Genomic DNA, 13178 nt, shown 5'->3' with positions numbered 1-13178 from the left:
CGTCAGTCGACGAGCACGCCGGGCCGCCCGGCGTCGACGGCGAAACGGGCCGCGGTCGAGACCGTGCTCGCCGGGTCCATGACGTCTTCGACCACGCGCAACTCGGCGTGCATGCGCTCGGGGCCGAAGCGCAGCCGCGTATAGCCGCGCCGGTCCGCACGCGCGTGGCGCACGTGCGGGTTGAAGCGCGCGATCGCGTCGATGCGCGCCTGGGCGAGCGACGGGCTGGTGATCGAGGTGCCGCAGAACTCGGTCGCGACGACCTTGCCGCGCGGGTCGCCGAAGTCGGTCTTCAGGTCGGCGACGTAGCTCGCGTGAACGTCGCCGCCGACCACCACCACGCCGCCAAGGGCGCGCTCGGCGACCTGACCAAGCAGGCGCCGGCGCGCCGCCGGATAGCCGTCCCAGCCGTCGGTCCAGACACGCGGCTCGCCGCCCTCGGCACCGGGGGCGGCGAAGCGCGCCATCAGCGTCTGCTGGGCGACGACGTTCCACGGCCGCGCGAGGTCCCAGCCGCCGGCGAGCCAGCGCTCCTGCTCGGCGCCGAGCAGCGAGCGCGCCGGATCGTCGAGCTCCGCGCAGTCGGTGCGCGTGAGGACGCGCGAGCCGCCGTGTGCGCCCGAGCAGGCCTGCGGATCGCGGTACTGGCGGTCGTCGAGCAGGTGGATGCGCGCGAGGCGCCCCCAGTCGCAGCGGCCGACGATCCGCATCTTGGGGCCGCGCGGCCGCAGCGCCTTCTGGAACGGCTGGTGCTCCCAGTAGGCCTGGTACGCCGCCGCGCGCTGGGCCGCGAAGCCGGCGTCCGAGGCGGGGCCGTTCAAGCCCGCGTAGTCGTTGGCGACCTCGTGGTCGTCCCAGACCAGCAGCCAGGGGCACGCCGCGTGCGCCGCCTGCAGCGCCGGGTCGCTCTTGTAGGTGGCGTAGCGCGCCCGGTATTGGTCGAGCGTCGCGGCGCGGCCGCCCTCGTGGCGGCGCAGCGCCTGGCGTGGCGACGCGCTCTCGTAGATGTAGTCGCCGAGGAATAGCACGAGGTCGACGTCGTCGCGCGCGACCTGGCGCCAGGCCGCGTAGTGGCCGGCGTCGTAGCGCTGGCAGCTCGCGGTGACGAGGTCGAGCGTCGCCGCGGCGTCGGGTGCCGGCGCGGTGCGCGTGCGGCCGACCGCGCTGACCTCGCCGAGCGCGATGAAGCGATACCAGTAGCTGCGCTCCGGTGCGAGCCCGGCCGGCTCGGCGTGGACGCTGTGCGCCCACGCGGCTTCGGCCACCTCGACGCCGTGCGCGACCAGCCTGGCGAACGCCTCGTCGTGGGCGATCTCCCAACGCACCGCCACGCGATCGGCGAGCCCCTCGCCGGTGAGGCGGGTCCACAGCACCATGCCGTCGGGGCGCGGCTGACCTGAGGCGACGCCGAGCGCGAAGCGCGGCCCGGTCGACGCAGCGCTGCCGCGCGTCGACAGCCAGGGGGCGAGCAACAGGGCGGCGCTCTGCGCGACGGCGCGGCGGCGCGCCGGCTGTTCGGGCGGCGCCCGGTCGGTCACTTCTTGGCGGGCGGCGGGTCGCTGCTCGGCAGCACCAGGTCGGCGCCGGCTTCGACCACCTTGCCGGTGACCTTGGCGGTCGTCGTCACGACGGTGGCGCCGACGGCGACGGCGGCACCGGCGACCGTGACGACCGCGCAGCCGCCCAGGCTTGCGGCGCCGATCAGGGCGGCGACGACGACCGCCGGCCGGGGCAGACGCGCCGCCGCGGCGCATCGACCGGCCGCGACTCGCGGTGAAGCCCTAGCGCCCGCGCCGCCGGCCGAGCTGTCCAGCGGTCCGGCACATTCCGGCCAGCGCGGCAGCGCCGCTGGCCGTGTCGCCTGAAGCGAGTTCTCAGGGGCCGACATCGTCCAGCTCGCGGTACACGTCGCGCAGCCACATCTTGACGCGCTGGCGGTCCATCAGCCCGAGCGCGGCGCCCGGTTCCTGGTTCGAGCCGGCGTTCCAGAAGCTGCTGTCGGCGGCATCGATCTTCTGCATCACGTTGTCGGGGAGCTTGCGGATCGAGACGACCTTGGCGCCGAGCTCGATCGCGCGCGCCTGCTCGCCCGACTGCTCGAGCGTCGAGAAGTCGTTGCCGCGCAGCTGGTTGCGCACCAGCACGTACTTCACGCCCGTGCCGAAGCGGTCGAGCAGGCGCTTGAGCAGGTCGACGGAGTCCTTGCCGCTGTCCATCACGTGCCAGTAGGTGATCGTGAGGCCGAGCTCGTCGGCGAGCGACACCACGCCGGCTTCTTCCATCCAGGCGACCAGCGGGTCGTGGGTCTGCGCCGCGAGGTCGACGACGATGCGGCGCTCGGGCTGCTCGACCGCGGCTTCGACGATCGAGTCGAGGTCCTGCGGACGATCGACCGCGATCGGCGTGGCGTAGCCGGCGTAGAAGCGCATCAGCGCGCCATGCGAGCGGTCGGTGTCGAAGCCGGCGAACGGGATCTCGCGGTCGATGAGGTACTGCATCAGCACGCGCGCGACCAGCGACTTGCCGACGCCGCCTTTTTCGCCGCCGATGAAATGGATGTGGGCCATGGAAATCTCGTGAGGCCCGGGCGCCGGCTCGGGCGAGCCGTCGCGGACGGGCGGGATACAGGGTCGACCCGCATCCTAAGGGTTGCCCCGTGCGGCTGCCCGCAAGCGTGCAGCAGGCGGGGGCGAATCGCGGGGGTGTGGCGTGGCGTCGACGCGCCTGCCGCGCCGCTGCCTGGACGTCAGCCGCGGCCGACGAACGGCATCTTGGTCGCCATGACCGTCATGAACAGCACGTTGGACTCGAGCGGCAGGCTCGCCATGTGGACGATCGCGTCGGCGACGTGCGCGACGTCCATGCGCGGCTCGACGCGCATCGAGCCATCCGCCTGCAGCACGCCCGACGCCATGCGCTCGGTCATGTCGGTCGCGGCGTTGCCGATGTCGATCTGCCCGCACGCGATGTCGTGGGCGCGCCCGTCGAGCGCCGTCGCCTTGGTGAGGCCGGTGATCGCGTGCTTGGTCGCCGTGTAGGGCGCGCTGAGCGGACGCGGCGCGTACGCCGAGATCGACCCGTTGTTGATGATGCGACCGCCTCGGGGCGACTGGCGCTTCATGATGCGGAACGCCTGCTGGGTGCAGTAGAACGCGGCATCGAGGTTGATGCCGACCACGCTGCGCCACTGCGCCGGCGTCAGTTCGTCGAGCGGCACCGGCGGGGCGCCGCTGCCGGCGTTGTTGAACAGCAGGTCGAGACGCCCGAACGTGGCCTCGACGCGTTGGAACAGCGCCGCGACGGCATCCGGGTCCGAGAGGTCGGCCGGCGCTGCAAGCGTGCGCCCGGCGGCGTCGCCGGCGGCCGCCCGAGTCGCCTCGAGCGCGTCGGCGCGGCGCCCGGTGAGCACCACGTGCCAGCCGGCGGCGAGCAGAGCGAGCGCGCTGGCCCGGCCGATGCCGCTGCCGGCGCCGGTGACGAGGGCGACGCGCGGCGCCGGGTTGGGGGAAGCGGCATCAACCATGGAGCATCCTCGGGGAATCGGCCTCGCCGGCGAAGCAGTCGGCGAACGTGAACCAGAGTGTCGCGTAGAACACCGTCGTCAGGATCAGACTGAGCGGCATCGCCAGGATGGTCGGCGCCGCGGGCCCGAACACCAGGAGTCCCAGGCTGATCGCGATCAGCATCCCGAACATCAGCCCGACCCAGACCAGCGCGTAGACGACGAAGGCACCACGGTTGCGCCAGATCGCGACGCTGCTGAAGAACAGCGACTTGACCCAGCTCACGCCGCCCCAGTGCACCAGCGCCGGCGCATGCCAGAACGGCACCGACACCAGCGAGGCGAGCAGCACCCGCATGAGCAGGCCGATCTGCAGGCGCGGCTCCGCGAGCCGGGCGGCGACCCCGTCGGGGTTCCGATTGCTCGTCGGCACCGATTCGACGAACGCGTCGAGCGCGCCGCCGTCGATGAGGTCCGAGAGCGCCATCACCACGAGGGTCGCCGCGGCATAGGCTGCGCCGAGCTTGAGCAGCTCGATGCGGCGCTCGCGCGGCGAGCGCGCCAACTCGACGAACGCGGCCGGCACCGGTGCCTCGCGGCGCTGCGCGTGGCGCGTGGCGATCATGAAGAGCAGCGAGCCCGCCGGCAGCAGCACCAGCAGCACCACCACGCCGAGCAGCGGCACCAGGCTCAGCACCATCATCGCGAAGATGCCGAGCACCAGGACGCTGGCGAACGCCAGCGGGTAGCGCGCGAAGGCGCGGAAGCCGTCGCGCACCCAGGCCGCTCCGCGCGCCGGCGCGACCAGGTTGAGCCTCATGCCGCAGCGCTCGCCGGCGGGTGGTACGGCTCGTCGATGCGGGCGCGCAGCACGCGCTCGAAGTGCGTCGGGTCGTGCGCCTTCAGCAGCGCGGCGTCGCGCGGCAGGTGCAGGTCCCACAGGCGCGAGACCCAGAAGCGCAGCGCGCCGGCACGCAGCAGCGCCGGCAGCAGGCGGCGCTCGGCGCTCGCGAGTGGTCGGACCGATTCATAGGCGCCGACCAGCGCATCGGCACGCTCCGCCAGCAGGCGTCCGCTGGTCGCGTCGACGCACCAGTCGTTGATGGCGACCGCGATGTCGAAGCCGTAGGTGTCGGTGCCGGCGAAGTAGAAGTCGAAGATGCCGCTCAGGCGCCCGTCGTCGAACAGCACGTTGTCGCGGAACAGGTCGGCGTGGATCGCGCCGCGCGGCAGCGCCGCGTAGGCGGCCGACGCGGCCACGCCGTGCTGGTAGGCGAGCTCGTGCTGCAGCAGGTCGCGCTGCTCGGGGTCGAGGAACGGCAGCACCGACGGCGCCGTCGCCGTGCACCAGTCGAGGCCGCGCAGATTGGCCTGCTGCAGCGGGAAGTCGGCGCCCGCGAGGTGCATGCGCGCGAGCATCGCGCCGAGGCTGGCGCAGTCGGCCGCGTCGGGCGCGAGGTGATGGGCGCCGGGCAGCCGGTCGACCACCGCGGCGGGCTTGCCGTGCAGCTCGAGCACGAGGTTGCCGTCGCGATCCGGGCGCGGCCGCGGCACCGGCATGCCGCGTTCGGCAAGGTGCTCCATCAGCCGCAGGTAGAACGGCAGCTCATCGCGCGCCAGGCGCTCGAACAGGGTCAGCACGAAGCGGCCGCCCGTGGTGTCGGCGAAGTAGTTCGTGTTCTCGATCCCGGCCGGGACGCTGTGCAGCTCGCGCAGCTCGCCGATGCCGAGGCCGGCGATCAGGGCAGCGGCGGCGTCGAAATCGACTTCGGTGAAGACGGCCATCGGTCAGCGGCGTGCCGCCGGTTTGCGGTGCCGCATGCGCGCGACGCGCCCGACGGCCGGGTTCGCGCCGGCCGCCCGGCCCGCGTTCGAAAAAGGTCGCGACACGCGCGGGCTCAGAACTGCAGCACGTTCCACACGCGCCGGCCGGCCGCGCCGCGCGACGTGTTGGCCGCGAACCCGAGGTCGCGCGAGCCGTCGCCGGTGAGGATCTCGTAGCTCTGCTTCGTGCCCTTGGTGGTGACGACGATGCGCTGCAGCTGCCCACGCACCCGCAGCTCGTCGATGCGCGTCGTGTCGTCCTCGATCACCGTCTGGCGGACCGCCGGCTCGCCCGGTGCCGGTCGCGCGGCTGCCGCGGCCTCGGCAGGCGTCGCTGCGGCTGCCGGGGTATCGGCGGCCCACGACGCGGTGGCGGCGAGCGCAAAGGCGAGGGCGGCGCAGGTTCGGACCATGGCGCGGATTCTAGGCACTGTCGGCAGACCCTTCGGGCGCGCGGGGACAGCGCCGCGCGGGCCTGCCGGGCGCCTGCGGCCATCCTTCACAATGACCCGATGACCGACAAGACCCTGCTGCTGGTCGACGGCTCCAGCTACCTGTACCGGGCCTATCACGCCCTTCCGGACCTGCGTGGCGTCGGCGGCAAGCCGATCGGCGCGATCCACGGCGTCGTCTCCATGATGAAGAAGCTGCGCGACGACAACCCGGCGCTGCACGGCGCCTGTGTATTCGACGCACAAGGTTCGACCTTTCGCAACGAGCTCTACCCCGACTACAAGGCGAACCGCTCGGCGATGCCGCCCGACCTCGCCGAACAGATCGAGCCGATCGTCGAGGCCGTCAAGCTGCTCGGCTGGCCGGTGCTCAGTGTTCCCGGCATCGAGGCCGACGACGCGATCGGCACGATCTCGTGCATGGCCGCCAAGGGCGGCTTCGAGGTCGTCATCTCGACCGGCGACAAGGACCTCGCGCAGCTCGTGGGCGATCGCGTGACGCTGATCAACACCATGAGCAACGAGCGTCTCGACATCGCCGCGGTGACCCAGAAGTTCGGCGTGCCGCCCGAGCGCATCGTGGACTACCTGGCGCTGGTCGGCGACTCGGTAGACAACATCCCGGGCGTCGACAAGGTGGGCCCCAAGACCGCCGCCAAGTGGATCGCCGAGCACGGCTCGCTCGACGGCGTGATCGCCGCGGCGCCGACGATGAAGGGCATGGCCGGCGAGAACCTGCGCAAGGCGCTCGACTGGCTGCCGCAGGGCAGGCGCCTCGCGACCGTGGTGACCGACTGCGACCTCAGCGCGCACGTGCTCGGCTGGCCCGAGTTCGAGTCGCTCAAGCTCGGTGAGATCGATCGCGACGCGCTGATCGCGTTCTACGACCGCTACGGCCTCAAGAGCCTGCGCCGCGAGCTGGAGACCGGCGTGCCGCGCGGCACCCGCGGGCGCGGCGTCGCGGCCGGCGCCGAGCTGCCGCCGCCCGACCCGGTGCCGGTGCCGTCGGAAGCGATGGCGACGCGCTACGAGACCATCGTGACCATGGACGCGCTGGACGGGTGGATCGCGAAGATCGCCGAGGCACCGCTGGTCGCGCTCGACGTCGAGACCGGCACGCTCGACCCGATCCGCGCGACGCTGATCGGCCTCTCGTTCTCGGTCGCACCGGGCGAGGCCGCGTACGTGCCGCTGCGCCACGATTACGCCGGCGCGCCCGACCAGCTGCCCGTCGCCGACGTGCTCGAGCGCCTGCGGCCCTGGCTCGAGGATGCCGACAAGGCCAAGGTCGGGCAGAACACCAAGTTCGACAGCCACGTGTTCGCCGGCGCCGGCGTCGCGGTGCGCGGCTACGTGCACGACACCATGCTCGAGAGCTACGTGATCGAGGCGCACCGCCCGCACACGCTCGAGAGCCTGGCGTTCCGCCACGTCGGGCGCACGGCGCTCGCCTACGAGGACGTCGCCGGCAAGGGCGTCAACCAGATCCCGTTCGCGCAGGTCGACGTCGAGCGGGCGGCGCGCTACTCGTGCGAGGACAGCGAGATGGCGCTGCACGTCCACCAGGCGCTCTGGCCGCGCCTGGCGAGCCATCCTGAACTGCGCGACGTCTACGAGCGCATCGAGATGCCGACCTCGCGCGTGCTCGGCCGCATCGAGGCGGTCGGTGTGCTGATCGACAGCGCCCTGCTCGCGTCGCAGAGCCAGGAGCTCGCCGCGCGCATGTCGGCGCTCGAGCAGCAGGCCTTCGAGATCGCCGGCCAGCCGTTCAACCTCGGCAGCCCCAAGCAGATCGGCGAGATCCTGTTCGGCAAGCTCGGCATGCCGGTCAAGCGCAGGACCGCGAGCGGCGCGCCGTCGACCGACGAGGACGTGCTGCAGGAACTCGCCGCCGACTACCCGTTGCCGGCCAAGCTGCTCGAGCACCGGAGCCTCTCGAAGCTCAAGGGCACCTACACCGACAAGCTGCCGCTGATGGTGAACCCCGCCACCGGCCGCGTTCACACCACCTATGCGCAGGCGGTCGCGGTGACGGGGCGCCTGTCGAGCAACGACCCCAACCTGCAGAACATCCCGATCCGCACGCCCGAGGGCCGGCGCGTGCGCGAGGCGTTCATCGCGCCCCCGGGTTGCTTGATCCTCTCGGCCGACTACTCGCAGATCGAGCTCAGGATCATGGCGCACATCTCGGCCGACGACGGCCTGCTGCGAGCGTTCGGCGAGGGCATCGACATCCACCGCGCGACCGCGGCCGAGGTGTTCGGCATGGCGCTGGCGGACGTGACGCACGAGCAGCGGCGCTACGCCAAGGTCATCAACTTCGGCCTGATCTACGGCATGAGCGCGTTCGGCCTCGCGCAGAACCTCGGCATCGAGCGCAGCGCCGCCACCGCGTACATCGAGCGCTATTTCAGCCGCTTCGCGGGGGTCAAGCGCTACATGGACGAGACGCGCGCGTCGGCGCTGACGCGCGGCTACGTCGAGACCCTGTTCGGGCGGCGCGTGCACCTCCCGGAGATCGCCAAGCCGGGCCCGCGCCGCAGCGCGGCCGAGCGCCAGGCCATCAACGCGCCGATGCAGGGCACCGCGGCCGACCTGATCAAGCTCGCGATGATCGCGGTGCAGGACCTGCTCGACCGCGAGCAGCGTGCGACGCGGATGATCATGCAGGTGCACGACGAGCTGGTGTTCGAGGTGCCCGACGCCGAGCTCGAATGGGCGCGGAACGCGATCCCGGCGACGATGGCGAGCGTCGCCGAGCTGCGCGTGCCGCTGGTCGCCGAGGTCGGCGTCGGCCCGAACTGGGACCAGGCGCACTGACGGAGCTCGCGGCGCGACGGCGCGACGGCCCGCACGCGCGCCGCGGCCGCGACGAACGGTCGGACCACCCGACATCGGTCAGGCCATTGCGCTCCCGGTGTGCATCTCGCGCGCGATGCGCTCGGCGGCTTCGGGGTGCGCGTGCCGCACGCCGGCCACGAAGTCGTCCAGGGTGCCGGCGCAGGTGAATACCAGCAGGTCGCCGGCGCGGCAGCGCGCGAGGCCGAAGGCGAGCGCGGCGCGGATCTCGCGCTGCACGTGGACTCGGTCGCCGTCGACGAACTCGTGCGCGCCGGCGACGATCGCCGCCGCGTTCTCGCCCGGCTGCCGGCCGCGCGGGTTGAGCTCGTAGACGACGAGCTCGTCGAACGCGCGCCCGAACGCGGCACCGACCTCGGCCAGGTCCTCCGAGCGCCGGTCGCCGGGCGCGGTGATCACGCCGACGAGGCGCCCTGGCGCGGCGCACAGCCCGCGCGCGGCGGCGACCAGCGCCTCGCACGCCGCCAGGTTGTGCGCGTAGTCGACGATCACGCGGATGCCGTCGACGTCGAACTCGTTCGAGCGCAGCGGGTTGCGGCGAGCGTCCGAGGTGAACGTCGCCAGCGCGTCGGCGATCGCGTCGTGCGCCAGCCCCACCGCCATCAGCGCCGCCGCGGCGGCGAGCGCGTTGGCGACGTTGAAGCGGGCATGGCCGCGCATCGAGATCGGCATCGCGGCGGCGTCGATCAGGCGCTCGACGTTCAGCTCCGACATCGCTCGCTCCCGCTTCGTGCCGGCGAGCACGAGCCAGCCGTCGCCGTCGAGCCACGCCGCGCGGCCGCCCGCGGCGACATGGCGCGCGACGCCGGGGTTATCGGCCTCGAGCGAGAACCAGACGACCTCGCAGCCGGGCTGCAGCTCGGCCGCCATCGCGAGGCAGTGCGGGTCGTCGGCGTTGAGCACCGCGCTGCGAAAGGCACGGCGCGCGATCAGCCCCTTCACGCGCGCCAGGTCGTCCATCGTCTCGACGCCGTCGAGGCCCAGGTGATCGCCGGCGACGTTGAGCACGACGCCGACGTCGCAGCGGTCGAAGCCGAGCCCGCGCTTGAGGATGCCGCCGCGCGCGGTCTCGAGCACCGCCACGTCGACCTCGGGCGCGGTCAGCACCGCGCGCGCGGACCAGTAGCCGGTGCAGTCGCCATCCTCGACGCGCTGCCCGCCCAGGTGCATGCCTTGCGTCGTCGTCGTGCCGACGCGGCGCCCGCTGCGCTGCAGTGCGTACGAGACGAGCTGTGTCGTCGTCGTCTTGCCGTTGGTGCCCGTGATCGCGATCAGCGGGATGCGACCGTCGTCGCCCGATGCGAACCAGGCGTCGATGCGGCTGCGCGCGGCGCGGCGCAGGGCAAGGGCGGACGGCGCGCGCGCCAGCCCGGCGGGCGGACCTGCCGCCGCATCGGTCGGACCATGGGGCGGAGCGGGCCGGTGTGCCCTCGCCACCGCGGCGTCATCTGCGGATTCGCCCTTGACGACGCGCAGCCGGCTGCCCCAGCCGAGCTGGAACGTCGGCGCCTTCCCGTCGAGGCGCAGCACCGGAACTCCGCGCCGGGTGGCCGCGGCGAGAAGGGCGGTGGTCGCCGGGTCGACCGCGTGGCGGCGCGCCAGCACGCCCAACGCGTTCACGGCTCGGTCGATCTGCCACGCCTCGCCGCGTGCGAGCGCCGCGACGGCATCGACGGCGAGCCTCAGCGCCCGCTCGACCACGGCCTCGCTGCGGTACGCGCTGACGATGCGCCAACGCCCGGGCTGGCCCGGAACCGGGTCGACGCGGGGCGGCACGGCACGCGCGCCGGCGCGGCGCTGCAGTTCCGCGGCGAGCGACGCGACGCGCTGAGCGATGGAGGGCTCTCCGGCCGGGACCCTGTCGCTCGCATCGACCTCGACCACGGCGACGTAGCGCGGCTGCGGCGCGTGCAGGTTGGGGCCGCGCAGGAAGCGCGTCGCGACGATGCGCATCGCGTCGGCGCGCCGCTTCAGCGCGCGAGCGTGAGCGTCAGCAGGACCGCGGCGATGCGGTCCGCATGGGCGTAGGCCGGCTCGAGGAGCTCCTCGCCGAACACGTCGGGGTCGAGCTCGCGGTAGCGCCAGGTGGCCGGGCGGCCGGCCAGCCTGCTGGCGAGCAGCTCGCCGAAGCGATCGACGCCGCCCTGGATCGCGACGCCGGTGTAGAGCAGAAGCGTTCCGCCCGGCGCGAGCTTGTCGACCGCGGCGTCGACGATGCGCAGCGAGAGGCCCTCGCCCGACGCCCCGCCGCCGTGCCGGTACTGGCGCTCGCCGGGATCGAGCAGGTACGGCGGGTTGGCGACGACGAGGTCGAGCCCGCCGTCGACGGCGGCGAGCAGGTCGGAGTGGCGTGTCGCCAGGTTCGTCACGCCCGCGAGGCGCGCGTTGATCGACGTCAGGCGCAACGCCTCGGCGTTGATGTCGGTGGCCAGCACCTCGGCGTCGGGCCAGGCGCGCGCGATCACGACCGCGCCGGCGCCGGACCCGCAGCCGACGTCGAGCGCGCGCCCCCTCGGCGTGGGGTTCTGCTCGATGTGGCGTTCGAGCGCCGCGGCGAAGCGGTACGTGTCCGGGCCGAAGAACACCGCGTCGGCGGCCTCGGTCGGGTACGCCGAGTGGAAGAACAGGTCGCTGCCCAGCGTCGACGCGCGCAGTCGGCTGCGCAAGCCGTCGCCGGTGTCGTCGATCACGCCGGCTTCCTGCATCGGCGCGAGCAGATCGGCCGGCAGCAGCTCGGCTTCGAACGGGCGGCTCCAGCCGAAGACGTCCTCGACGCTGCGCGCGCGCGCGTTGCCGGGGCGCCCGTTCACGCGCGCGTGGGTCGCGGGCGTGACGGTGGTGAAGCGGTAGCCGCGCGCCTTCAGCGCCTTGCCGAGGCGCAGCAGGGCGGCGTCGCGCGGCGCGAGCGACGCCGCGTCAGCAGGCTTCATCGAAAAGGCGGCTGAAGACCCTGGTTGCGGCGAGACCGACCGCCGAGTGGTGGTTGGCTGGCGACATCAGCTCGCGCGCGGTGGCCATCGCCGCGCGGCGGTCCGGCGCAGCCAGCAGGCGCTCGCGCAGCGCGGCGCGCTCGCCGTCGAAGTCGTCGGCGTCGCCGGCGGTTTCGCGGCGGACCACTTCGACGAGCGAGCGCGCACGCGGCGGCACGCCGGCGCTCACGCTGCCCGGCGCGGCGGCGGCCGGCGGCGGACGAAAACGCCGCGGCGTGCGCCGCTCGCCGGCGCCGGCCTGCTCGCGCGGCTCGGCGACGATCCAGTCGTGGATCAGCTGCTGCTCATAACGGTTGAAGACGCCGAACATCGGCGCTCGCTCGCTCTGGATCAGCTGCCAGAAGCGGCTGTTCTGCGGGTCCTGCCCGCGCCTGATCCAGCCGTTCGATTCGAGCGCGGCGAGGAACGCCGGCAGGCTGCCCGGCTCCGAGAGCCAGTCGCTCACCAGCCGGCCGCCGATGCGGCAGTAGTCCGAATGCAGCGCGGCGCCGATCGCTGCCTTGTCGGCGAGCACGGCCACGAGCTCGCGCTCGAGGTCGAAGCCCTCGATCACGTCGGTCGTCCCGGCGCCGAGGCCGTTCAGCTTGTAGCCGGCCGCGACGCGGCGATAGAACGCGCGCGGGTCCGCGAGGCGCGGCAGCGCGTTCAGAAGCCCGTCGACCGCCTTCCGGGCATGACCGGTCGCCGCGTTGTCGACCGTCACGTGCAGCGTGAAGTAGTAGGGGTCGATGCCGAGCTCGCTGAGCTCGTAGGCGCTGATCAGCAGGTGCAGCGGCAGCTGCTCGTAGCCGAGGTTGAAGCCGATCACCTCGGGCAGAAAGTCGGCCGCATGGTGCGCCAGCGACAGCTGCAGCGCGCCCTGCACGTAGTGCTCGTCGCGCAGCTGGTCGGCGAAGTGCTCGCAGCCGTTGGCGTCGAGCAGCTTGCGGTAGAGCACGACGTGGTTCTTGTCGGGCGAGCCTTCGCCGAGCTCCTCGAGGTAGATGCGGATCAGCGCGGCGTAGTCGGGGTCTTCGGCACGACCGAGGAGACCATACAGCCAGGCGCCGTCCACCAGCTTGGTCGGCGCGACGCCGCGCAGGAAGTGCAGCGCGTGCGAGCGGCACGAGAAGTAGCGGCGCGGCGCGCCGGCCTGGCGCTCGGCGAGGTACTCGCGGTATTGCGCACCGACCCGGCGGTTGCCCTCCTCGAGCCAGTCAGCGAGGGCGCGCGGGTCGTCGGGCAGGTCGCTCTCGAGGTCGGCCGCGGCTTCGAGCCGGTCGGCCAGCCAGCTGCGCGACGCCGCACGCGCCAGCTCGTCGATCTGACCGGGCGTGCCGCCATGCTCGCGCAGGAGGGCGTGATAGATCGATTCGGCGCGGCCGCGACGCGGGTTGAGCTCCGGCGTCGGAGCGGGTTCTCGGCGGGGACTGACGACTTGCAGCATGAAGGGGGCGGCCATTCCTGGGGCGACGCGTCGGCGACGCGCTCGAACCACGCGAGGGCAAGCGATGTACCCAGCCGCTGGCGGGGCGTGTCGGGCACTGTGGCGGCCGCACGGTCGCGCCGGGC

General features: G+C 73.0%; 11 protein-coding genes. 1 reads left to right on the top strand and 10 read right to left on the bottom strand.

Annotated features, from left to right (window positions below):
• Nucleotides 1–2: 2 nt before the first annotated feature.
• The 7 genes from HQN59_RS06540 to HQN59_RS06510 all read right to left on the bottom strand — a co-directional run bounded on the left by HQN59_RS06540 (nucleotide 3) and on the right by HQN59_RS06510 (nucleotide 5739).
• Nucleotides 3–1538 (bottom strand): alkaline phosphatase D family protein, encoded by a 1536-nt coding sequence (locus HQN59_RS06540; protein ID WP_176067247.1) that lies wholly within the window; start codon nucleotides 1536–1538, stop codon nucleotides 3–5.
• Nucleotides 1535–1888: a hypothetical protein gene (locus HQN59_RS26005; RefSeq protein WP_246294710.1), complete on the bottom strand. Its 354-nt coding sequence runs from the start codon at nucleotides 1886–1888 to the stop codon at nucleotides 1535–1537. Before HQN59_RS26005 ends, HQN59_RS06540 begins: the two co-directional genes overlap by 4 nt.
• The gene (locus tag HQN59_RS06530; RefSeq protein WP_176067245.1) at nucleotides 1875–2567 is read right to left on the bottom strand and encodes a P-loop NTPase family protein; all 693 of its coding nucleotides are present in this window, start codon (nucleotides 2565–2567) and stop codon (nucleotides 1875–1877) included. Before HQN59_RS06530 ends, HQN59_RS26005 begins: the two co-directional genes overlap by 14 nt.
• Nucleotides 2568–2746: 179 nt before the next feature.
• On the bottom strand, nucleotides 2747–3523 hold the full coding sequence (locus tag HQN59_RS06525; protein WP_176067243.1) for an SDR family oxidoreductase: 777 nt from the start codon (nucleotides 3521–3523) through the stop codon (nucleotides 2747–2749).
• Entirely contained in the window at nucleotides 3516–4322 is an 807-nt protein-coding gene (locus HQN59_RS06520; RefSeq protein WP_176067242.1) for a BPSS1780 family membrane protein, read from the bottom strand. Before HQN59_RS06520 ends, HQN59_RS06525 begins: the two co-directional genes overlap by 8 nt.
• A complete protein-coding gene (locus HQN59_RS06515) occupies nucleotides 4319–5287 on the bottom strand; it encodes a homoserine kinase (RefSeq protein WP_176067240.1) in 969 nt (322 codons plus the stop codon). Before HQN59_RS06515 ends, HQN59_RS06520 begins: the two co-directional genes overlap by 4 nt.
• Nucleotides 5288–5400: 113 nt before the next feature.
• Nucleotides 5401–5739 carry a hypothetical protein gene (locus HQN59_RS06510; protein WP_176067238.1) on the bottom strand — a complete coding sequence of 113 codons (339 nt, stop codon included), beginning with the start codon at nucleotides 5737–5739 and terminating at the stop codon, nucleotides 5401–5403.
• 99 nt (nucleotides 5740–5838) lie between these two features.
• Between HQN59_RS06510 and polA the strand changes: the two genes are divergently transcribed.
• Nucleotides 5839–8598 carry a DNA polymerase I gene (polA, locus tag HQN59_RS06505; RefSeq protein WP_176067236.1) on the top strand — a complete coding sequence of 920 codons (2760 nt, stop codon included), beginning with the start codon at nucleotides 5839–5841 and terminating at the stop codon, nucleotides 8596–8598.
• 78 nt (nucleotides 8599–8676) lie between these two features.
• On the opposite strand, the gene HQN59_RS06500 is transcribed toward polA, so the two are convergent.
• The 3 genes from HQN59_RS06500 to HQN59_RS06490 are packed head-to-tail and all read right to left on the bottom strand — an operon-like array spanning nucleotide 8677 to nucleotide 13053.
• Entirely contained in the window at nucleotides 8677–10590 is a 1914-nt protein-coding gene (locus HQN59_RS06500; RefSeq protein ID WP_176067235.1) for a Mur ligase family protein, read from the bottom strand.
• Nucleotides 10591–10607: 17 nt separating this feature from the next.
• Nucleotides 10608–11567 carry a methyltransferase gene (locus HQN59_RS06495; protein ID WP_176067233.1) on the bottom strand — a complete coding sequence of 320 codons (960 nt, stop codon included), beginning with the start codon at nucleotides 11565–11567 and terminating at the stop codon, nucleotides 10608–10610.
• Nucleotides 11554–13053, bottom strand: a complete 1500-nt coding sequence (locus HQN59_RS06490) for an iron-containing redox enzyme family protein (RefSeq protein WP_176067231.1) — start codon at nucleotides 13051–13053, stop codon at nucleotides 11554–11556. The genes HQN59_RS06495 and HQN59_RS06490 overlap by 14 nt, the downstream gene beginning before the upstream one ends.
• Nucleotides 13054–13178 lie beyond the last annotated feature (125 nt).

It is taken from the genome of Rhizobacter koreensis, from assembly GCF_013366375.1.
Classification (GTDB): Bacteria; Pseudomonadota; Gammaproteobacteria; order Burkholderiales; family Burkholderiaceae_C; genus Schlegelella_A; species Schlegelella_A koreensis.
The sequence above is the reverse complement of the archived record's forward strand: the minus strand, read 5'-3'. Positions and strand labels throughout refer to the sequence as shown.